The sequence below is a fragment of the Bradyrhizobium sp. CCBAU 25360 genome (assembly GCF_028128695.1).
In the GTDB taxonomy this organism is placed as follows: domain Bacteria; phylum Pseudomonadota; class Alphaproteobacteria; order Rhizobiales; family Xanthobacteraceae; genus Bradyrhizobium; species Bradyrhizobium ottawaense.
This window is the reverse complement of the sequence record NZ_LBJA01000045.1, coordinates 875,920-897,763: the sequence shown is the minus strand read 5'-3', so window position 1 is coordinate 897,763 and position 21,844 is coordinate 875,920. Positions and strand designations below refer to the sequence as shown.

Genomic DNA, 21,844 nt, shown 5'->3' with positions numbered 1-21,844 from the left:
CGGCCATGCGAATCCGATGACGGGATGCAGGCGGCTCACGCAGATGGCGTGAACCGCCCGCACACCCCGGCTAGCTCCGCATGAAGCCTTCGCACTCGCCCTCGGCCCAGGCGAGGGCCTGATCCATGGTCTCGCCGCGTGCAAAACGCAGCGCCATCTTGGTCAGCGTCGCCTGGAAATAGATCTGCTGCGCGATCTTGGGCGGTGCCGGGGACGCCGCGATCGACAGCGTCTGATGCTTGTAGGGGTCGGGATAGTGAAACAGCGTTCCCTGCGGCGGTCCTTCCTCGGCCCAGGTCTTGAGCTTGGTCATATTGGCGTAGGCCGGCAGGTCGTAGCCGCCGCTCACCGCGACGAACTTCTCGATCGACGATGGCGAGGACATGTGAATGAGCAGGCTCTTGGCCGCTTCCTTGTTCTTGCCGAAGCTCCAGACGCCCCAGAAGTAAGGCAGGTACGGCGCAAACCGGCCCTTCGGACCGGACGGGAAGCCGTGCGTCCAGCACTGCTCGGCGACCTGTGGCGCATCGCGCTTGGCGACGGCCCAGGCGCTCGGCGGATTGAGGATCATCGCGCCGCGGCCGGAGATCAGCCATTTGTTGTTCGACGCGTCGTCCCAGGACGGCGCATCCGGTGGCAGGAAGGCGATCAGCTTCTTGTAGAACTCCATGGCCTGGCGAACCTGATCGGTCTTCACCGTGATGTCGCCCTTGGCGTTGACGAGCTCGGCGCCGAACGACTGGAAGATCGCGCCGGCGGTGTCCACGCTGTCGGTGGTCTCGCCGAGACCGATGCCGAACGGAACGCCGGCCTTGTGGCAAGCCTCGGCTGCCTTCAGGAAGGACTCCATGGTCCAGTTCTCGACCTTGGGTGGGCCGCCGGCCGGGTACATCTCCTGCACGTCGATGCCGGCATGCTTCTTCATCAGGTCGATGCGGGAGCAGGGACCCTTGATCTGGCTGCCGGGTGTCGCGGGCACTGCGAGCCATTTGCCGCCCGACTGACCGAGATATTTGACGGTGCCGTTCACCTCACCGTTCTGCTTGAGGAGCGGCTCCATGACGTCGTTGAGCGGCTCGAGATTCTCCGAATAGGCCTGCGGCCACCAGCTCGGCATCTGGAGGATGTCGTGACCGGACTTGGCCTGGGCTTCGGCCGCGGCGGTCAGCTCGATCTTCTTGTTGTTGCTGGTGATGTAGTCGATGGAGACTTCGACCTTCTCCTTCGCGGCCCATTCATTGACGAGATCGGTGGAGGCCTTGTTGGCGCCCGGCACCCAATGGTCCCAGAAGCCGATCGAGAGTTTGCCGGCGGCGTAAGCGCCCCGGACATAGGGCGCTGTGATCAGCGCCGCGGAGGACATTGCAGTGGCAGCCACAAATTGACGTCGCGTCAGTGTCTTGCGTGACATCTCGTTTCCTCGCCTGGGTGTTTGTTGTTGGAGTTTCCTCTAAGACTTCTTTTCCGAGCTCTTGTTGGATTTTCTTATTGATGCCATCGGCCCGAGTGAACAATTCACGCAGGCCGCAGCAAATTGGTAGCGCGATCAGATCATGATTGACCGCGTCTGTCGAGAAAGCCGAACGTCTCGCGCCTAGAACTAACGTTGCGTCCCCGAACGCGGCATCGCTGTGCCGGTCGTGAGCTGCGATCGTTTGTTTTGCGACGCACACTTCGCGTGAACCGGCCCCGAACGATCCGTGCGCAATTACGCCGCAGTTTCGAATAAGCCTGCATAACCGCTTCGCGCGAAAGACTTTTCGGACGTGGACAGCATTCGGCTGCGTCTGGACCGCGAAGCGGCGGAAACGATAGAGTTGCAGCTGGCGGGTGACTCCGCCCTAACAGGCCAGGCCAGTCAGATCGACGATGGAGACGAGAATGATCAACCCGGCGCCGTCTGCGCGGCTTCACATGCGGCGATGGCTTGCGCTGGGGGCCGTGCTTACGCTGCTGCTCGGTGCGGCCGCAATGGCCCAAGCTCAAGGCTTGGTCAAAGGCGTTCAGGACGGCGCGGCGGCCGGAAACAAGGCGGCAGGTCCCGTCGGTGGCGTGCTCGGCGGTGCAATCGGCGGTGTGGTCGGCGTTTTCACCGGCGTGCTCGGCGTCGGCAACAACAATGGCAATCAGGCCCCGGCCGCCAAGGATGCAGGCAAGGACGCCAAGCAACAGGGCGCGGCCAAGGACAAGGATGCAAAGGGCGCCAAGGCAGGCAAGGGCGCCAAGGCGAGCAAGGAGGCCAAGAACGCACCGCAGGGCAAGGACAATAAGGATGTCACCGTCCTCACTCAGACCGGCGCGCCGCAGCAGACCGCCGAGCAGATCGTCGCCAACAGCGATTCCTATATCGAGCGGATCAAGACTCAGCTGAACCTCACGGCTGATCAGGAGAAGCACTGGTACGGCTTCTCGAGCGCAATGCACTACCTTGGGCATAATGGTGCAGAGCGGCTCAACTTGCGGGTTGCGCGCGCCAAGCGGGATCCGCCCGACGACATTATCGAGCAGATGCGCAACGAGGCGCAGTTCCTGATCGACCGCGCCGCCGACCAGCGCAATGTCGCCGACGCCGCCGAGCCGCTGTTTTCGAGCCTCGATGACAAGCAGAAGCAGGTCTTCATTCAGGAGATGGTGCGGCTGAGCCACGAGCGGGGATTGGATTGATCAAGTTGAATCGGATCGGGCGCGTGTGAATTAACGGCGCCCGCCACGAATTCGTGAATCTTCTCCGCAATTGAGTTATGATTAGTTTGGCAAGCTGACTGCGGGGTTGATATGGCGGACGGACTCTCCGTTTTCCTGGTCGAAGACGAGGCGTTGATCCGGATGATGATCGCCGACATGGTGGTGGAACTCGGCCACCACGTCGTCGCGGAAGCGGACAATGTCCGGGACGCAAGCGCGTTCGCCATGACCGCGCAATACGATATGGCCATCCTCGACATCAATCTGATGGGCGTTTACGTCGATCCCGTCGCCGACCTGATCGAACGTCGCGGAAAGCCGTTCATGTTCGCCACGGGGTACGGTCCCGAACTGCTGCCGTCCTTGCTCCGGCGCAGGCCGATCCTGCGCAAGCCGATCGCAATGGATCAGCTCAAGGCGATGATCGATTCCATGTTTCCGGGAGCCCCGGTCAAAGCGCCGCACTGAGTGACGGCAAGGCGCCGCACTGGTGACGGCGAAGACGCCGCACTGAGATAGCCCAACGAAAATGGCCGCCCGTCGGGGGCGGCCATCTGGCGGCGGAATTTGTCGCGGTCTCACATCAGGCCGGCGCCGAGGTCGATGCCGTACGTCATCAGGCCGAACGAGGCGACCAGGCCCGTGCAGCAGAACAGCAAGATGGTCTTGAAGGACGAATCGGCGAAACGCGTTTCGACGACGGCCGGCATCGCGGCGATCGAAATCATGCTCATGTCATTGCCCCCTTGTTTGACCCTGAATTGCATCAGGTGAGGGAACCCTAGAGCAAAAAGTTTGACGTCAGATTGCGGGGCATCCTTAACGGAATCCCAATTGGATCCCGCGTTCTCCGGCGTCGCGGGCCGGATTGCAAGTCTCAGTTGCGGCCGTTCTTCAGCACCCTGGCAATGGTGTGGGCCGTCATGGCCGCGCGGTCCGAAGCGCGCTGGGCGGCCAGCCGGTCTCGCGCCTTTTCCTCGATCAGCAAGTCGATCAGGGCCAGCCGCTTGTCTTCGTCATCCGCCTCGCTCAGCAGGCGATGATAGCGGTGGTAGTCGAAACCCAAATCCTGCTTACGCATGTCACGCCCCCGCAACTACGCCACACACAAACACACGGCAGGATTGTTTCTCATCCGGAACACGCAAGCAAGCACGTTCCTGCGTGGAACCGCGTGTGCGCGGCAATCAGCTGTGTATTAATGGAACCATGAGCAGGGAGGACGACCGACTTCAGTTTGGATTGGAGTCGGCGAACATCTTCAGGCCGACGAAGCTCGCGTCTGGCTTGGTCACGAGCTTGGTCGGGATGTTGCGCAGATAGTCCTGGAAGCGCCCCTTGGCTTCGAAGCGCGCCCGGAACGCAGAAGCGAGAAGGAACTCGGGGAAGCGCGGCACGATTCCGCCGGCGACATAGACGCCGCCGCGGGCACCGAACGTCACCGCGAGATTGCCGGCGACCGACCCAAGGATGGCGCAAAACATCTCCAGCGTCGCGCGGCTGACGGGACAGGTGCCTTCCAGCGCGACCTTGGTGATGGCGGCAGCGTCGCGGTGCGGCACCTGGGCGCCGTCAACCTCAGCCAAGGCTTCGTAGAGGTTTTGCAGCCCGGAACCCGAGAGCGCGCCACGCTCGATGGAGACGTGGCCAAGGCGTCGGCGCAAGCACGCAATCACACGTTCCTCGCGCTCGTTCTCCGCCGGCAGGGTCGCATGTCCGGCCTCGGTGACGACGGCGAGGCGCGCGCCATGGCGTTCGACCAGACACGAGACGCCAAAGCCGGTTCCGGGGCCGACCACCAGCAACGGCTCGCCGGGCAGGCCATCCTGTCCGCCGAGCGGGATCAGATCGGCAGGCCGCAAGGCGGGCAGGGACCAGGCCACCACCTCGAAATCGTTGAGCACATGGACGCTGTCGAAGCCGAGAGCCGGCTGCAGCTCGTTGCCGTCGATGACCCAGGGACTGTTGGTCATGACGCAGCGGTTGTTGGTGACGGGACCCGCCACGGCCAGCACGGCTCTTTGCGGCTGCTCGCCGCCGGACCGGCGCGCCAGCACGTCCACGATGGCTTCCCGAACGGTCGGGAAGTCGGCGACCTTCACATAGTCGATCGGTCCGGTCTGGTCGCCGTTGCCGAGGTCGCCGCGGTCCAATTCGCTCCGGATCAGCGCGAAGCGCGCATTGGTGCCGCCGATATCGGCGAGAAGTATCTGTCCTGTCTTGCCGATATTCATGACTCCGTGGCTGCCGCCGCCTTGCGGCACGACAACCCTGTCCTCCAGTCCTTCGACCCGATCCGCGCAGGCGCGGACAGTGCGAGAATCCGCCCTTGGGTGCGCCTAGTCAACACGGACGAGGCCAAACCGTTGCATCATGGGGGTCTTCCCATGACCAATTCGCGCGGGGCTTCGCATGGCGTGGGCGGTTGCGAAGCGGCGCGGGAAGGCCGACACTCAGCGGACTTGTCCGGCGCCGGCGCGCCGGGCACATCGAATGAGACCGGCGATGAAGATTTCCGACCGCGACGTCTTGCTGGTGATCGACGTGCAGAACGATTTCTGCACCGGCGGGGCGCTTGCCGTTCCCGGCGGCGAGAAGGTCGTCCCTGCCATCAACCGAATCGCCCAAAAATTCGCCAATGTGGTGCTGACCCAGGACTGGCATCCGCGCGACCACGTCTCGTTCGCGCCGAACCATGCGGGCAAGCAGCCGTTCCAGACCATCGAACTCGACTACGGCACCCAGGTGCTCTGGCCGGCGCACTGCGTGCAGGGTACCTCTGGTGCGGAGTTCCATCGCGATCTCGACGTGGTCAGGGCGAGCCTCGTGGTGCGCAAGGGCTTTCGCCGTGGCATCGATTCCTATTCGGCGCTGTTCGAGAACGACAAGCGGACGCCGACGGGACTGCTTGGATATTTGCGCGAACGCGAACTGAAGACCGTGTTCGTCGCCGGCCTCGCGCTTGATTTCTGCGTCCGCTTCTCGGCGGAGGATGCGCGCAAGGCAGGGTTCGAGGTCGCCGTCATCGAGGACGCCTGCCGCGGCATCGATCTCGACGGCTCCGTCGCCGCGGCCCATCGGAGTTTTCGCGACCTCGGCATCTCCATCGTGAGCCTCGAGGCGTTCCTGTGACGATGGTGAGATAGCCATGGTGAATCAGGCCGGCAAACAGAGCGGCGCGCAGGGGCCCGTCCCGGACGACCCGCTGCTGTGGCCGTTGGCAGCGGCGCGCCTCGCCATGGACAGCTGCTTCTGGTGGCTGGAGCGCGGTCCGGCGGAGCAGGACGACAGCACTTTGTCCTGGACGACCCCGAGCACCGTGGCGCTGGAGCTCGCGACCATGCGCCTGCGCGATTGCTCGCAGACGCGGTCCGGCCAGCCGGCGCTGGTCTGCGCGCCCTATGCGCTGCATCGGGCCCTGATCGCCGATTTCGCCCCCGGCCACAGTGTAGTGCAGTCGCTGCAGACCGGCGGCATCGACCGGGTCTATCTCACCGACTGGCGGTCGGCGACGCCGGATATGCGCTATCTCTCGATCGACAGCTATCTCGGCGATCTCAATGTCGCCGTTGACGAGATCGGCGCGCCGGTCGATCTGGTCGGCTTGTGCCAGGGCGGCTGGCTGTCGCTGCTTTATGCGGCGCGCTTTCCGGCCAAGGTGCGGCGGCTGGTGCTGGTCGGCGCTCCCGTGGATCTGTCGATTGAATCTTCGTTGTGCCGGCTCACCCGCAACGCGCCCGAGATGGTCTACGACCAGCTCGTCGCACGCGGCGGCGGCAATGTCCGCGGCGAGGAGATGCTGCGCTTCTGGTCCAAGGCGCCGAACCGCGACGACATCGTAACGGCGTTGCAGAGAGACTTGTCGGACGAGGAGGGCGCGGCGCTGCTCGCGCGGTTCGACCGCTGGAACGCCGAGACGCTCGATCTGCCGGGCAAATACTATCTGGAGATCGTCAACCGGATTTTCAGGGAGAACCAGATCGCTAGCAGCAGTTTCGTCGCTCTTGGTCGCACGGTCGATCCGACGGACGTCAAGGCGCCGGTCTTCCTGCTGGCCGGACTCGACGACGAGGTCGTGCCGGCTGCGCAGGCGCTCGCCACCGCCGGTCTCCTCGGCACGCCGCCAGCCTTCATTGCGGCGGCTTCCGAGCCGAGCAATCATCTCGGCCTGTTCATGGGCGCGCGCACCCACGCGCACGCCTGGTCGCGGATCGCCGCGTGGCTGCGCGACGATCTGTCCGGCGTGCTGGCCCGCAGCGCCTGAGCTCGCCAAGGTACCGGGCAGACCAAGGCGCTGGGCAGATGGCGCTGGGCAGACCGCGGCGCAAATCCGTTATGCATGACGGCGGATGGCCTGCACGGGACCGGGTCGATGGGCTACATAGGGTCTGGAGCTGACGGCTTCGGCAGCGAAGAGATTAAGGGTACTGCGCTCGATGACTTTCCACTCGATCTACGCCCACGGATTTGCGCGCGTGGCGGCCTGTGTCACCACGTCCCATGTCGCCGATCCCTCGGCCAACGCAAAGGCCGTGCTGGCGGCGGCCGATGCCTGCCATGAGCAGTCGGTGGCGGTCGCGGTGTTTCCCGAGCTGTGCCTGTCCGGCTATGCGATCGAAGACCTGGTCAAGCAGGATCCGCTGCTCGATGCGGTCGAGCGCGGCCTCGTAGGCCTCGTTGAGGCCTCAGCGGGACTGATGACGGTCCTGATCGTCGGAGCGCCGCTGCGCTTTGGTCATCGCATCTACAATTGTGCCGTCGTCATTCACCGCGGCAACATCCTCGGCGTGGTGCCGAAGACGTACCTGCCGACCTACCGCGAATTCTACGAAGGGCGGCATTTCGCCTCCGGCGCCGGCATGGTCGGAGAGACGATCGCGTTCGGCGGGCTGCATGCGCCGTTCGGCGTTGACCTCTTGTTTGCGGCCGAGGACGTTCCGGGCCTCACCATTGGCGTCGAGATCTGCGAGGACATGTGGATTCCGGTGACGCCGGCCTCGGAGCTGGCGCTTGCGGGCGCGAGCGTGCTGATCAATCTCTCGGGCAGCCCGATCACGATCGGCCGGGCGCGCTCGCGCGCGCTGCTGTGCCAATCGACATCGGCGCGCTGCCTCGCGGCGTACGTCTATTCGGCCGCTGGGGCCGGGGAATCGACCACGGATCTTTCCTGGGACGGCCAGACCTCGATCTACGAGAACGGCGTGCTGCTGGCCGAGGGCGAGCGGTTCCGCCAGGGCGGCCAGATCACGCTGGCTGACGTCGATCTCGATCTGCTCAGGCAGGAGCGTGCCTCGATGGGGACGTTCGATGACAACCGCCGGCAGCGCGAGGCGTTTTTCCGCAAGGTGACATTCGCGCTGAAGCCGCCGGCCGCCGACATCGGCTTCCTGCGCAAGGTCGAGCGCTTTCCGTTCGTGCCGAGCGACGAAAGCCTGCTCGAGCAGGATTGCTACGAGGCCTACAACATCCAGGTCGCCGGCCTCGTGCAGCGCATGCGCGCGACCGGCACCAAGCGCGTCGTGATCGGCGTGTCGGGCGGGCTTGATTCCACCCATGCACTGATCGTCGCCGCCAAGGCAGTCGACCTGCTCGGCCTGCCGCGCGAAAACATCCTGGCCTACACCATGCCGGGCTTTGCCACCGGCAGTGAAAGCAAGACCCATGCATTGGCGCTGATGCAGGCGTTGCAGACGAGCTGGCAGGAGCTCGATATCCGCACCACCGCGACGCAGATGCTGAAGGATATCGGCCATCCCTTCGGCAATGGCCAGAAGGTCTACGATGTCACCTTCGAGAACGTGCAGGCCGGCCTGCGTACGGATTACCTGTTCCGGCTCGCCAACCATCACGGCGGCATCGTCATCGGAACCGGCGATCTCTCCGAGCTCGCGCTCGGCTGGTGCACCTATGGCGTCGGCGACCAGATGGCACATTACAACGTCAATGCCGGCGTGCCGAAGACGCTGATCCAGCATCTGATCCGCTGGGTAATCTCATCGAAGCAGTTCGGCGACGACGTCAACCGGACGCTTGGCTCGATCCTGGCCGCCGAGATCTCGCCTGAGCTGGTGCCGGTCGAGCCCGGCCAGAAGCCGCAGAGCACCGAAGCATCCGTCGGCCCTTACGAGCTGCAGGATTTCAACCTATTCTACACGCTGCGGTTCGGCATGCGTCCGTCCAAGATCGCCTTCATGGCGCAGCACGCGTGGAAGGATGTCGCCAATGGCGAATGGCCGCCGGCATTCCCGAGCGACCGGCGCAAGGCCTATGATCTCAAGGACATCCGCCGCTGGCTCGAGGTGTTCCTGCGCCGCTTCTTCGCCTTCAGCCAGTTCAAGCGCTCGGCGATGCCGAACGGCCCAAAGGTCTCGGCGGGCGGCTCGCTGTCGCCCCGCGGCGATTGGCGTGCGCCCTCGGATTCGAGCGCGGCGGCATGGCTCGAGGATCTCGAGCGGAACGTGCCGAACTGATCGGGGAGGCGGATCGTTGGGGAGATGATCTGATGTCGGCAGGGGATGGAGCGGAAGCGGAGGAGGCCAGGGTCGTCAACGGCCTCTACATCTTCGACATCGAAATGCGCGACGGCAAGCGCGGGCAGGCGAGGGGCGTCGTCGTGCTGTGCGACGGACGCATCATGGGCGGCGACAGCTATTTCTACTACACCGGCACCTACACCTTCCGGAACGGCAAGTGGCGGGGCGACATGATCGTCAATCAGCATACCGAAGCGGTCGGCAGGACGCTTGCGTTCGGCGGCAGGGAGGTCACCTGCGGCTTCTCGGGCGACTATTCCGCAGGCGGTGCCGAGGTCGAAGGCATGGCACTGGTCGGCAAGACCAGCGTGACATTCACGGCCCGCCTCACATTGAAGGACGCGATTTAAATCCGCGTGATCGGCCCTCGTTCCTGCTCAGGAACCTTCGCACCTACAGAGCGTTCGCGTCTGTTGTTGCGAATTGTCGAGGAGAGGGACCATGCGTCAACACTTGATGTTATCGACTGCGGCCGTCGGGCTCATGCTCGCGTCCGGCATCGCCTACGCCCAGGCGCCCGGTGAGCGCAGAGACGAGCCAAAACGGACCGAGGAACCGGCGAAAGGCGCCGCGCCCCAGCGCGGTGGTGCAGCTCAAGAACGCGTCCAAGATCGCGCCCAGGGCGCACAAGAGAAGGTGCAGGGAGCCGGCCGCGAGGAGAAAGGCGGCGGCCGCCGTGCGGAGGAAGAGAAGGGACGACAAGGCACCGCCGCTGAACGCGGCCAGCCCAATGCGAAAGAGCAGGCCCAGGAGTCTCGCGAGCCATCGCGAGATCGCAACCGAGAAGCCGACACGGCGAAACAAGGTCGCGAGACCGGCAAGAGCAGCGCCGAGACGAAGCAGGACAAGTCTGCGCCGCAGAAATCAACCGCCGAGTCCGAGAAATCCAAGACCGTTCCGGCTGGCCAGCAGAACGAGCGCACGGGAGCTGCGGCCAACCAGAAAGAGCAGAACCAGCCTCCGCGCAATGCCGCCGAGCAACAGCCGGCGCAACAGAACAACCGGCCGGCCACCGCGACGGACACGAACCGCGCAGCTCCGACCAACAATGCGCAAACCGCACCTTCCGGTACGCAGACCAATCAAGCCAATCAGACCACCCAGACCAACACGCAGGTTGGTCAGCAGACCAGCGTGACCACCGAGAAGCAGGTGCGGATGTCTGAAACGGTGAGCCGCGCGCGATTGGCGCAGCCGGAGCGCAACCTGAACATCTCGATCCGGATCGGCGAGACGATCCCACCGCGCGTGCGTCTCTACCGGCTGCCGCCGGAGATCGTCACGATCGAGCCCCAATATCGGGATTACGAGTATTTCGCGACCGATGACGACGTCGTCATCGTGGAGCCGCGGACGCATCGCATCGTCAGCCAAGTGCCGCGCGATCCGTCGCGAGCCCGCGCGCAGATGGGCGGCGCGGCCTCGTCGAACGTGGCAGCCGCCGGCAGCGCGACGAACAATAGCGTGAATTGTCAGATCATGCGGCGTGATGCGTCGGGCAATGTCGCCCAGGCAGAGCCGTCAACGGTCGGCTCGACCGCGCGCACGGATTCGCTGAGCGTGACGGTTCAGATGCCGGATGGCAGCTCGTCCGCACCGGTCGCCCTTGGGGCGGCCGCCGGCAATATCGTGGTCGCGACGCAAGGGCAGGGCGACTGCTCGGTGACGATCGAGCCGCAAACGCGCTGATCGAAAGACGACGCTGAAACGACAACGCGCCGCCCGGATGCCCCAACCGGACGGCGCGTTGCTGCGTTCAATCTGAAAGTTTCGAGGTCCGGAGTGCCTAGGAGTCCGGACCTCGTCACCTTGCCCCAGCCTTCAATCCCCCGCCCCATGTGGTCCCCCAACCCCATGTAGCGCGATCAGAGGGTGATGCCCGTGGAAGTGGCCGCCGATCGATGCACGCGATGTACGTGACATCGCGATAGGATTCCATTCCGGATCACTACGGACATAGATACCGCTTGCCATGTGCCCGTTCTGCATCGGTGGTCTGATCGCTGTTGCCTGGTCCGCGGCACGCGATCGGCAGGATGTCCACATCTCCTCGGCGCCGCGCAACTCGAATTCACGGGCCTGTCATTGAACTGGTCTAGCGCTGCTCCCGTCATCGCTGACGGCGAAGGAGCAAGCCATGTCGAAGCCGGTGCTGGGCGCCGCATTGTCCATCAAATCGATCCCTGCACATCGCGACTGGCTCCTCGACCGGCAGCGCGATCTCGAAATCCAGGATTTCTTCCGCGCCGATCTTCTCGACAGCGACTGGCGGAGCACGGCCGGCGAGATCAAGCAGATGCTGGTAGGCCATACCGGCCGGCTCGGCATTCACGGCCCGTTCTGGGGCTTCAAGATCGACAGCCACGATCCCATGATCCGCCAGGCCGTGACCAAGCGCCTGCTTCAGGGCCTCGACGCCGCCGAGTTCCTCGGCGCGACGCAGATGGTGATCCATTCGCCGTTCACGACCTGGGACCACAACAATCTCGATCTCTATCCTGACAATCGCGGCAATCTGGTCGAACGTGTCAAGGCGACGCTCGCCGAGGTGATCGCGCGCGCCGAGACCATCGGCTGCGAGATCGTCATCGAGAACATCGAGGACAAGGATCCGCGCGACCGGGTGCGCCTCGCCAGGGCGCTGGAAAGCGCCAAGGTCCGCGTCTCGCTCGACACCGGGCACGCCAACTACGCCCACATCTCCACCGGCGCGCCGCCGGTCGACTATTATGTCGAGACCGCTGGCGACATGCTGACCCATGTGCATCTGCAGGACACCGACGGCTTTGCCGACCGGCACTGGGCGCCGGGCGAAGGCAACATCCCCTGGGTCGCCGTGTTCCGTGCCCTTGGACGGCTGAATTCCAACCCGCGGCTGATCCTCGAACTCCGCAACCACGACGACGTCCGCGCCGGCGCAGCCTATCTGGCCGCGCGCGGTCTCGCCGAATAACCGCATCATCTGGGGCTACCGCCATGAGCAAATTCACCCGTCGCGCCATCCTGAAAACCGGCGGCGCCGCCGCAGGTACGCTGCTGCTGCCGCGCTTTGCGATCGCGCAGGGCGACAACCGTCCGTCGGTGACGATCGCCGTGCAGAAGGTGACGAATGCGAACGTGCTCGACGTGCTGCGCGAGCAGTCCAATGTCGGCGAGCGCGTGTTCTTCTCCTCGATCTGGGAAGGCCTGATCTCCAAGAACTGGCGCGGCAGCCTCGAGGCCGTGCCCGGCCTTGCCACCGAATGGCGCCGCATCGACGACCAGACCGTCGAGGTGAAGCTGCGCCAGGGCGTCAAGTTCCACAACGGTGACGAGTTGACCGCAGAGGACGTCGTCTTCACCTTCAGCCGCGAGCGCATGTTCGGCGAGACCGAGGCGAAGAGCCGCTCCACCATCCAGGCCTTCGAGAAGATCCCGACGCCGCGGCCGGGCAAGGAATTGCCGCCGGACGTCCCCGCGGTCGCACGCCGGATTTGGCCGGACCTCGTGCGGGTCGATGCGGTCGATAAATACACGGTGCGCTTCTACAACGCGACGCCCGACGTCACGATCGAGGGCCGGCTGTCGCGCTACGGCTCCGACATCATGAACCGCCGCGCCTGGGACGAATCCGCGAGCTATCTCGATTGGGCGCGCAAGCCCGTGACGACCGGCCCCTACAGGGTTGTCGAGCTCAAGCCCGACGTGTCGCTGACGCTGGAAGCGCACGACGAATATTGGGGCGGCCGTCCGCCGCTCAAGCGCATCCGCTTCCTGGAAGTGCCGGAGGTTGCCAGCCGCATCAACGGGCTGCTCTCGGGCGAGTACCAGTTCGCCTGCGACATCCCGCCGGACCAGATCGCCGGCATCGAGAAGAACGCCGCGTTCGAAGTGCAGGGCGGCACCATCCTCAACCACCGCCTGACCGTGTTCGACAAGAACCACGCCCAGCTCGCCAATCCCTTGGTGCGGCGCGCCTTCACCCACGCGATCGACCGCCAGGCCATCGTCGACAGCCTGTGGGCCGGCCGCACCCGCGTGCCGAAGGGGCTGCAGTGGGAGTTCTACGGCGACATGTTCAACTCCGACTGGAGCGTGCCAGCCTATGATCCAAAGCTGGCGCAGGATCTGCTCAAGCAGGCCAATTACAAGGGCGATCCGATTCCCTATCGCCTGCTCAACAATTACTACACCAACCAGGTCGCGACCGCACAGGTGCTGGTCGAGATGTGGAAGTCGGTCGGCCTCAACGTCCAGATAGAGACCAAGGAGAACTGGTCGCAGATCATGGAGCGCGCGCCCACGCGCGCCGTGCGCGATTGGTCTAACTCGGCCGCCTTCAACGATCCGGTCTCCTCGCTGGTCGCCCAGCACGGCCCGAACGGCCAGCAGCAGCAGATCGGCGAATGGACCAATGTCGAGCTGAACAAGCTCTCGGAATTCCTGGAGACCTCGACCGACCGTGCCGCCCGCAAGAAGGCGTTCCGCCGCATGCTGGAGATCGCCGAGCGCGAAGACCCCGCCTACACGGTGCTGCACCAGAACGCGACCTTCACGGCCAAGCCGAAGTCGATCAAGTGGAAGGCCTCGCCGGCGTTCGCGATTGATTTCCGCGCCGGCAATTTCGAGGCCTGAGGTGTCACCACTGGTCAGCATTGCAGGCCTGAGCGTCGCCTTCAGCGGCGTGCCGGTCCTGCGCGGTGTCGATCTCGCTCTTGGCAAGGGCGAGGCGCTCGGCCTCGTCGGCGAGTCCGGATCGGGCAAGTCGGTGACCTGGCTTGCCGCGCTCGGGCTGTTGCCACGGCATGCCAAGGTCTCGGGCTCGGTGCGGCTCGACGGACGCGAGATCCTCGGCGCGCCGGCCGCCGAGCTCGACCAGGTCAGGGGCGGGCGCGTCGCCATGATCTTCCAGGATCCGGCGAGCGCGCTCAACCCGGTCTTGACCATCCGCAAGCAGCTCTGCGAAGCACTGGCGCTGCATCGCGATCTCCAAGGCAGCGCCGTGAAGGCGGAAGCGCGGCGGCTGCTCGATCTCGTCGGCATTCCCGATGCGGGCCGGCGGCTGGAGGCCTATCCGCACGAATTCTCCGGCGGCCAGGTCCAGCGCATCATGATCGCGATGGCGCTTGCCGGAAATCCGGATCTCCTGATCGCGGACGAGCCGACCACGGCGCTGGATGCCACCATTCAGGCCCAGATCCTGGAGCTGCTCTCGACGGTCCGCCGCGAACTCGGCATGGCGATGGTGCTGATCAGCCATGATCTCGGCGTCGTCGCGGAGAATTGCGACCGCGTCGCGGTGATGTATGCCGGCCGCATCGTCGAGCAGGCCCCCGCCAACCAGCTGTTCGCCGATCCCGTGCATCCCTATGCCCAGGGCCTGATCGGCGCGCTGCCGCCGCTCGACGGACCACGCCGCCGTCTCACCGCCATTCCCGGCACCGTGCCCGATCCCGCGATGATGCCTGATGGCTGCGCCTTCGCGCCGCGTTGTGCGATGGCGGCCGAGGCGTGCGGCGTTTCCGCGCCGAGTCTGGCGCCCATCGCCGATGATCGGGCTGTCGCCTGCATCCGCGCCGAAGCCTCGCGCCGCGCGCTGCTCGGGATCGCGGCCGAATGAGCCCGCCGCTCGTCGAGGTGTCCGCGATCGCTCGCAGTTATTCCCAGCGTTCCGGGATGTTCGGGCGCAGCACAGCCGTGCACGCGGTCGATGGCGTGTCGCTGACGATCCGCAAAGGCGAAACGCTGGGCCTCGTCGGCGAGTCCGGTTCGGGCAAGTCGACCACCGGACGCGTCGTGCTCGGCCTCGAGCCGCCCGATAGCGGCGAGGTGAGGTTCGACGGCAAGCCGATGGCTGCGCCGGGCACGCCGGCTTGGAGCGCAGAGCGCGCCCGCATGCAAATGATCTTCCAGGACCCGCTCGGCGCGCTGGACCGCCGTTTGCCGGTCGCGGCGCAAATCCGTGAGCCCCTCGACATTCACGGCGTCGGCTCACCCACGATGCGCGATGAGCGCGTCCGCGAATTGCTGCGCGCCGTCGAGCTGACGCCTGCGCATGGCGCGCGTTATCCGGGCGCACTGTCCGGCGGCCAGCGTCAGCGTATCGTGCTGGCGCGGGCGCTGGCGACAAAGCCCGACTTCCTGGTCTGCGACGAGCCGGTCAGCGCCCTCGACGTCTCGATCCAGGCGCAGGTGGTGAACCTGCTTTGCGATCTCCAGGCCCAACTCTCGCTCACCTTGCTGTTCATCAGCCACGATCTGCGCGTCGTCAGGCAGATCAGCAATGTCGTCGCCGTGATGTATCTCGGCCGCATCGTCGAGGTCGGCAGCGCCGACGATCTGTTCGCGCGACCGGAGCATCCCTACACCCAGGCGCTGGTGTCCGCCTCGCCGGCACCGGGCCGCCGCAGCGCAGGCCGCATCGTGCTCGCGGGCGATCCGCCGAACCCAGCCGCGCGACCGCAAGGCTGCACCTTCCATCCGCGCTGCCCGCGCGCGATCGCGCGCTGTGCGCGCGAGGTGCCGGCGCTCGCGGCTGTCGGTGGCAACAGGCAGGTCGCCTGCCATCTCGTCACGGGCGCCGAGACACGGGACGCGGCGTGATGGGACGCTACTTCGCCATTCGCATTGGACGCGCGGCGCTCACGATCGTGCTCGTCGTCACCTTCGCCTTCGTCGTGCTGCGGCTGTCAGGCGACCCTGCGCTGATGATTTTGGGACCGGAGGCGCCGCCCGAGGTGCTCGCGGCGTTCCGCAAGGCCTGGGGCCTCGATGATCCCATCTGGTTTCAGTATCTCGATTATTTCGGCGCCATCGCAAAGGGCGAGCTCGGCCGCTCCATGCGCGACGGACGGCCCGCGATCGAGCTGGTGCTGGAGCGGATTCCGGCGACGCTGGCGCTGACCTTACCGGCCTTCGCCTTCAAGGTCGCGCTCGGCGTTCCCGCCGGCATCTACGCCGCGCTGCACCGGGGCTCCGCAATTGACCGCGCCGTGATGATGACGGCGGTGGCCGGCTTCACCGTGCCGAGCTTCGTGCTGGCGCTGCTGCTGGTGCTCGTGTTCGCCGTGCAGCTCGGCTGGCTGCCCTCGGGCGGGCAGGACAGCTGGCGCCACGCGATCCTTCCCATTGCGACGCTGAGCCTCGGCGGCGCGGCCGTGCTGGCGCGATTCACCCGCAGCGCGATGCTGGAGGTGCTGGGCCAGCCCTATATCCGCACCGCATCCGCAAAGGGCGTGCCGTGGCGCAGGGTGGTGACATCGCATGCGCTGCCGAATGCGGCGATCCCGACCGTCACCATTCTCGGCTTCATGGTGGGCACGCTGATCGCGGGCGCGGTCGTGGTCGAGAGTGTATTTGCCTGGCCGGGAGTAGGGCGGCTTCTCGTCGTCGCGGTTGCCAATCGTGACCTCGCCGTCGTGCAATGCATCTTGCTGCTGGTCGCCATGACCATGGTCACGTCCAACCTCATTGTCGACTTCCTCTACGGCTTCCTCGATCCGCGGTTGCGCGCCAAAGGAGCGCACGCATGACCGACGCCACGCTGAAGGACACCAAAGCGTTTTCAAGCGAAGTGGTCTCCGGTTCGCGTAAAGAAAACGCGTTAAAACTGGAATCTAGCGTCCGCCGCCGCATCAGCCTGCCGGCGATCCCGGTCTCGGTCCTGCTTGCGGCCGCCTGGATCGTCGCGATGCTGGTGGTTGCGGCTTTCGCGGAGAAGATCGCGCCCTACAGCTTCACCCAGCTCGACCTGCGCAATCGGCTGGCCGCGCCCGGCAATGTCGCGCACTGGCTCGGCACCGACGAGCTCGGCCGCGACGTGCTCTCGCGCCTTCTGGTCTCCATCCGCATCTCGCTGCTGATTGCCTTCGGCGCGACCGCCATCTCGGCGGTGGTCGGCACCACGCTCGGCTTCCTCGCCGCGCATTTCCGCGGGGCCGTGGAGCAGTTCGTGCTGATGCTGACCGACTTCCAGGCCAGCATGCCGTTCCTGATCATGGCGCTCGCGGTGCTCGCCTTCTTCGGCAATTCGCTGCCGCTGCTGATTGGCCTGATGGGCATGTTCGGCTGGGAGCGCTACGCCCGCATCGCCCGCGGCCTTGCCATCTCCGCCAATGCGCAAGGCTACGCCGCGGCGGTCCGCCAGTTGGGGGCGACGCCGCCCCGGATTTACCTCCGGCACATCCTGCCCAACATCGCCTCGACCCTGATCGTCTCGACCACGCTTGTCTTCCCCGAGGTGATCCTGATGGAGTCAGGCCTGTCCTTCCTCGGCCTCGGCGTGCAGCCGCCGATGACCAGCCTCGGCAACATGGTCGGCTACGGCCGCGAATACCTGACCCGGGCCCCCTGGATCATGCTGGCGCCGGCCGCCACCATCGTCGTGACCACGCTGGCAGTTTCGGTGATCGGCGACTGGCTGCGCGACCGGCTCGATCCGACGTTGCAATAACGGATGCGCCTCGCGATCATCCGCCGTCATTCCGGGGCGCGCCGAAGGCGCGAGCCCGGAATCCATTGTCCCGCGGGTGCTGCCGCCCGATGGATTCCGGGTTCGATGCTGCGCATCGCCCCGGAATGACGGAGAGAGGTAGGCTAGGCGCCGAAAACCCCGCGCCGGGAGCAGGGGAGCCCTGTCCGCCCCAAGTTCCCGTTGCGCGCGTTCCCCGCGTGCGCTATCCGGCCACAAAGGCCTGAGGCGGCACCAGATTTTCCCGCCCGGCCGGTCAAACCGAGGACGGAAACCGCCATGCCAGCCTATCGCTCCCGCACCACCACCCACGGCCGCAACATGGCGGGTGCCCGCGGCCTCTGGCGCGCGACCGGCATGAAGGACGCCGATTTCGGCAAGCCGATCATCGCGGTCGTCAATTCCTTCACCCAGTTCGTGCCCGGTCATGTCCATCTCAAGGACCTCGGCCAGCTGGTCGCCCGCGAGATCGAGCAGGCCGGTGGCGTCGCCAAGGAGTTCAACACCATCGCGGTCGACGACGGCATCGCGATGGGCCATGACGGCATGCTCTACAGCCTGCCGTCGCGTGAGCTGATCGCCGACAGCGTCGAGTACATGGCCAACGCGCACTGCGCCGACGGCCTCGTCTGCATCTCCAATTGCGACAAGATCACCCCCGGCATGCTGATGGCCGCGCTGCGGCTCAACATCCCCGTCGTGTTCGTCTCGGGCGGCCCGATGGAGGCCGGCAAGGTCAAGCTGCAGGGCAAGACCAAGGCCGTCGACCTCATCGACGCCATGGTCGCCGCAGCCGATTCCAAGGTCAGCGACGACGACGTCAAGGTGATCGAGCGCTCGGCGTGCCCGACCTGCGGCTCCTGCTCGGGCATGTTCACCGCCAACTCCATGAACTGCCTGACCGAGGCACTGGGCTTGGCACTGCCCGGCAATGGCACGGTGGTGGCAACCCATGCCGACCGCAAGCGCCTGTTCGTCGAGGCCGGCCACACCATCGTCGATCTCGTCCGCCGCTATTACGAGCAGGACGATGCTTCGGTGCTGCCGCGCAACGTCGCAAACTTCAAGGCGTTCGAGAACGCGATGACGCTCGACATCGCCATGGGCGGCTCGACCAACACCGTGCTGCATCTGCTCGCCGCCGCCCATGAAGGGCAGGTGGAATTCACCATGAAGGACATCGACCGGCTTTCCCGCCGCGTGCCCGTGCTGTGCAAGGTCGCGCCGTCGGTCGCCGACGTGCATGTCGAGGACGTGCACCGCGCCGGCGGCATCATGGGCATTCTGGGCGAGCTCGACCGCGCCGGCCTGATCGACACCTCGGTCTCGACCGTGCACGCGCCGACCATGAACGACGCTCTGGAACGCTGGGACATCAAGCGCTCCAAGAGCGAAGCGGTCCGCACCTTCTTCCGCGCTTCGCCCGGCGGCATCCCGACCCAGGTCGCCTTCAGCCAGGAGCGCCGCTACGACGAGCTCGATGCCGACCGCGAGAAGGGCGTGGTGCGCGACCTCGAGCACGCCTTCAGCAAGGACGGGGGCCTTGCCGTGCTCTACGGCAACCTCGCGCAGGACGGCTGCATCGTGAAGACCGCCGGCGTCGATGCTTCCATCCTGAAATTCTCGGGCCCCGCGCGCGTGTTCGAAAGCCAGGATGCGGCCGTCGAAGGCATCCTGGGCGGCAAGGTCGTCGCCGGCGAGATCGTGGTCATCATCTACGAAGGTCCGCGCGGCGGCCCCGGCATGCAGGAGATGCTCTATCCCACGAGCTACCTGAAATCGATGGGCCTCGGCAAAGCCTGCGCGCTCGTCACCGACGGCCGCTTCTCCGGCGGCTCGTCCGGCCTGTCGATCGGCCATCTGTCGCCGGAAGCCGCCGAAGGCGGCAACATCGGCCTGGTGCGCACCGGCGACCGCATCGCCATCGACATCCCGAACCGCAGCATCAGCTTAGAGGTCTCCGACGAGGAGCTCGCCAAGCGCCGCGCCGCGGAAGAGGCGAAGGGTGATGCCGCCTGGCAGCCGGCTGCGCGCAAGCGCAACGTCTCGACCGCGCTGCAGGCCTACGCTGCGCTCACCACCAGCGCCGCGCGCGGCGCCGTGCGCGAGGTCAAGCGGCGTTCGAAATAGCGCCTCGACATGCCTCAGGCGGGAGTCGATTTCTCCGAAGCGCTCGCGGTCCCCCCGCGAGCGCGCAGATGCGCTTTGCAGGACAGACAAATGAAGCCGGGACGGGTGGTAAAGAAACGGCCCCCGCCTCCTGGGGTGTGGGCTATTGGGGGGTGGAGGCGAGAGCCGCTTTGCGAAGTGGGCACCCGACGTGCGGGCTCGCCCGCCAGGCCCTGTGAATTTAGTGTATTTGTGCCCACTTTGCTATTTAATTTTTATTTATTTTCGTTGTTTTTTTATTTAATCGTGCAATCCTAAGAAAAATAGCCGAAATCCATTTTTCCGAATCCGGCCAGGCGGTCGCCGAATCCTCCGCAACAGTCCGGATGCCATTAGCGGAGTAAGCCATGAGTCAATCTCCATCGCTCGTGCCGCACATGACGACAGACCGGGACGTCTATCTCGTGCTCGATGATTTCGGCCGGCGGCTCGGCCGCGCCTGGTGTGAAACTGCCGAGGAGGACGCCAATCGGGCGACCCTGCTCAGACATCTCGTCGAGGGGCAATATCTCCATCCGGCACGTGTCGTGGCCTTCAATACCGCGGAAGGATGGTCACGAGATGCCACCGCAGAAATAGCGGACGAGCTGCGCCGCCGCTTTGTCGAATTCGAGGAGACAGATCCCTCGCTGCTGGAGTTTTTGGAAAGAGCGGCGAGGCGCTGAAGCGCGAGCTTGACGGAGGCGGATGAGGGCCTTTCGCGTTAATACGCGTGGTCAATGAGTTCTTACCGGGTGGCCGCGATCGGCCATTCGCATTAAGGATGCCCCGACGAAGTTCGGCAGCCCTGGATTTTGCGGCGTATACTGCCCTGCGACCTTCGCAAATCCATTTTTGGGCAACTGGGGCACCACCGCAATGTCTCGTACTCTCGCTGTTGTTTTCTCGACCGCCGTCGCCGCGATTTCCATGACGGGCGCAGCCTCCGCCGGCTGCTACAATTGCTACGCACCGCCGCCGTGCCAGACCTGCTATCAGCAGCAATACGTGCAGCCGCAATACCGCACCGTCGACGAGACCGTGATGGTCTCCCCGGGCTCCGTCGTCGCGCACCGCTCGCCCGCGCAGTACCGCACCGTGATGGTGCCTCAGACCGTGATGGTCGCGCCGCCGAGCGTCCAGTACGAGCGCATCCCCCCGCAATACGCCACGCGCCAGCGCGTCCAGATGGTCTCGCCGGGCTATTCCTATTACGCCCCGGTGCAGATGGGATGCGCGTCCTGCGGGTACTGAGCTAGAGGCAGTCACGAAGAACATTTGCGCGGCGCTCCTCACGGGGCGCCGCTTTCTTTTGCGCGGTGTAAAGGGAGCGGATCTTTGAACCGGTAAGCCCTTGTTGCCGAGCTACATGTATCAGAAGGCGGCAGCGTTTTGCGCGAGCTTGAGGCGTCGTCCGAGAGCTTCTATCAGGTCAGCGTCAGTACCATATGGACCGTATCAGCTTCGCGGCGTTCTGCGCGTTCGAACCCAAATCTGCCAAGAAGACTGAGCATCGCAGCGTTGTCCGGCAGCACCTCCGCGGTCAGTTCCTTCAGCCTGGCTTCGCGGGCAAGGCTGATCAGGTGACGCAGCAGCAGTCCGCCGATGCCGCGTCCTTGCCAGGCGTCGATCACCATGAAGGCCGTCTCGGCGCAGCCCGGCCCGGCTGCGACATATCGCGCGCCGCCCACGATGGTGCTCCGACCTGCATTCGCCACGCACGCGACCAGCGCCACATGGTCCTTGAAATCGACCTCGACGAAAAAGGCGCGTTCCTTCTCGGAGAAATGACGCTTTAGCATGAAGAAGCGGCGCTGGAGGGACTGTGTGCCCACCTCGCCAAGCGCGGCCAGCATGGCGGCCTGGTCATCTGGCCGGAGAGCACGGATCTCCACGGCCGTACCGTCGCGGAGCTGTTCGTTTCGCGCGTAATTTGCTGCATCCAACATGCGTTCGCGTCGCAATTGTTGAGCCGCTACGTGACAACGGCACCCGTCCGATCAGGCCGCTTTCAGTCCTTTGCCGGTTG

21 protein-coding genes are annotated in these 21,844 nt (G+C 65.2%); 16 read left to right on the top strand and 5 right to left on the bottom strand.

Annotated elements, in window-relative coordinates; all coding sequences use genetic code 11:
- Positions 1-70 precede the first annotated feature (70 nt).
- Entirely contained in the window at positions 71-1,411 is a 1,341-nt protein-coding gene (locus XH81_RS38495; protein WP_028144591.1) for an ABC transporter substrate-binding protein, read from the bottom strand.
- 470 nt (positions 1,412-1,881) lie between these two features.
- Between XH81_RS38495 and XH81_RS38490 the strand changes: the two genes are divergently transcribed.
- Both XH81_RS38490 and XH81_RS38485 read left to right on the top strand, forming a co-directional pair.
- Entirely contained in the window at positions 1,882-2,664 is a 783-nt protein-coding gene (locus XH81_RS38490) for a Spy/CpxP family protein refolding chaperone (RefSeq protein ID WP_028144592.1), read from the top strand.
- A 111-nt stretch (positions 2,665-2,775) separates the two neighbouring features.
- Entirely contained in the window at positions 2,776-3,153 is a 378-nt protein-coding gene (locus XH81_RS38485; protein ID WP_028144593.1) for a response regulator, read from the top strand.
- Between the two features lie 110 nt (positions 3,154-3,263).
- Here XH81_RS38485 and XH81_RS38480 read toward each other — a convergent pair whose 3' ends face one another.
- The 3 genes from XH81_RS38480 to glk all read right to left on the bottom strand — a co-directional run bounded on the left by XH81_RS38480 (position 3,264) and on the right by glk (position 4,919).
- Positions 3,264-3,419, bottom strand: a complete 156-nt coding sequence (locus XH81_RS38480; protein WP_162832271.1) for a hypothetical protein — start codon at positions 3,417-3,419, stop codon at positions 3,264-3,266.
- A gap of 143 nt (positions 3,420-3,562) precedes the next feature.
- The gene (locus XH81_RS38475) at positions 3,563-3,766 is read right to left on the bottom strand and encodes a hypothetical protein (protein ID WP_028136378.1); all 204 of its coding nucleotides are present in this window, start codon (positions 3,764-3,766) and stop codon (positions 3,563-3,565) included.
- 151 nt (positions 3,767-3,917) lie between these two features.
- Complete coding sequence (glk, locus tag XH81_RS38470; protein ID WP_028144594.1) at positions 3,918-4,919, bottom strand: glucokinase; 1,002 nt, start codon at positions 4,917-4,919, stop codon at positions 3,918-3,920.
- Positions 4,920-5,178: 259 nt separating this feature from the next.
- Here glk and pncA point away from each other — a divergent pair, with 259 nt between their 5' ends.
- The 14 genes from pncA (at position 5,179) to XH81_RS38400 (ending at position 21,069) form a co-directional block, all read left to right on the top strand.
- Positions 5,179-5,817 (top strand): bifunctional nicotinamidase/pyrazinamidase, encoded by a 639-nt coding sequence (gene pncA / locus XH81_RS38465; RefSeq protein ID WP_028144595.1) that lies wholly within the window; start codon positions 5,179-5,181, stop codon positions 5,815-5,817.
- Positions 5,818-5,833: 16 nt separating this feature from the next.
- Positions 5,834-6,949: an alpha/beta fold hydrolase gene (locus XH81_RS38460; protein WP_028144596.1), complete on the top strand. Its 1,116-nt coding sequence runs from the start codon at positions 5,834-5,836 to the stop codon at positions 6,947-6,949.
- 172 nt (positions 6,950-7,121) lie between these two features.
- Positions 7,122-9,155, top strand: a complete 2,034-nt coding sequence (locus XH81_RS38455; protein WP_028144597.1) for an NAD(+) synthase — start codon at positions 7,122-7,124, stop codon at positions 9,153-9,155.
- Positions 9,156-9,187: 32 nt separating this feature from the next.
- Positions 9,188-9,568, top strand: a complete 381-nt coding sequence (locus tag XH81_RS38450; RefSeq protein WP_028144598.1) for a GrlR family regulatory protein — start codon at positions 9,188-9,190, stop codon at positions 9,566-9,568.
- 133 nt (positions 9,569-9,701) lie between these two features.
- Positions 9,702-10,907 (top strand): DUF1236 domain-containing protein, encoded by a 1,206-nt coding sequence (locus XH81_RS38445; RefSeq protein WP_244626215.1) that lies wholly within the window; start codon positions 9,702-9,704, stop codon positions 10,905-10,907.
- Between the two features lie 448 nt (positions 10,908-11,355).
- Positions 11,356-12,171: a sugar phosphate isomerase/epimerase family protein gene (locus tag XH81_RS38440; protein ID WP_028144600.1), complete on the top strand. Its 816-nt coding sequence runs from the start codon at positions 11,356-11,358 to the stop codon at positions 12,169-12,171.
- 23 nt (positions 12,172-12,194) lie between these two features.
- Positions 12,195-13,832, top strand: coding sequence for an ABC transporter substrate-binding protein (locus XH81_RS38435; RefSeq protein WP_028144601.1), 1,638 nt, complete (start codon positions 12,195-12,197; stop codon positions 13,830-13,832).
- Position 13,833: 1 nt separating this feature from the next.
- Positions 13,834-14,817: an ABC transporter ATP-binding protein gene (locus XH81_RS38430; RefSeq protein ID WP_028144602.1), complete on the top strand. Its 984-nt coding sequence runs from the start codon at positions 13,834-13,836 to the stop codon at positions 14,815-14,817.
- Positions 14,814-15,800 (top strand): ABC transporter ATP-binding protein, encoded by a 987-nt coding sequence (locus XH81_RS38425; protein WP_028144603.1) that lies wholly within the window; start codon positions 14,814-14,816, stop codon positions 15,798-15,800. Before XH81_RS38430 ends, XH81_RS38425 begins: the two co-directional genes overlap by 4 nt.
- Positions 15,800-16,729, top strand: coding sequence for an ABC transporter permease (locus tag XH81_RS38420; protein WP_028144604.1), 930 nt, complete (start codon positions 15,800-15,802; stop codon positions 16,727-16,729). Before XH81_RS38425 ends, XH81_RS38420 begins: the two co-directional genes overlap by 1 nt.
- Entirely contained in the window at positions 16,726-17,649 is a 924-nt protein-coding gene (locus tag XH81_RS38415; protein ID WP_442868220.1) for an ABC transporter permease, read from the top strand. Before XH81_RS38420 ends, XH81_RS38415 begins: the two co-directional genes overlap by 4 nt.
- A 297-nt stretch (positions 17,650-17,946) precedes the next feature.
- Positions 17,947-19,797, top strand: a complete 1,851-nt coding sequence (ilvD, locus tag XH81_RS38410) for a dihydroxy-acid dehydratase (RefSeq protein WP_038946817.1) — start codon at positions 17,947-17,949, stop codon at positions 19,795-19,797.
- Positions 19,798-20,183: 386 nt separating this feature from the next.
- A complete protein-coding gene (locus tag XH81_RS38405) occupies positions 20,184-20,501 on the top strand; it encodes a hypothetical protein (RefSeq protein WP_028144607.1) in 318 nt (105 codons plus the stop codon).
- A gap of 244 nt (positions 20,502-20,745) precedes the next feature.
- Positions 20,746-21,069 carry a hypothetical protein gene (locus XH81_RS38400; protein ID WP_038970325.1) on the top strand — a complete coding sequence of 108 codons (324 nt, stop codon included), beginning with the start codon at positions 20,746-20,748 and terminating at the stop codon, positions 21,067-21,069.
- A gap of 173 nt (positions 21,070-21,242) precedes the next feature.
- Here XH81_RS38400 and XH81_RS38395 read toward each other — a convergent pair whose 3' ends face one another.
- On the bottom strand, positions 21,243-21,764 hold the full coding sequence (locus tag XH81_RS38395; protein ID WP_271596823.1) for a GNAT family N-acetyltransferase: 522 nt from the start codon (positions 21,762-21,764) through the stop codon (positions 21,243-21,245).
- Positions 21,765-21,844 lie beyond the last annotated feature (80 nt).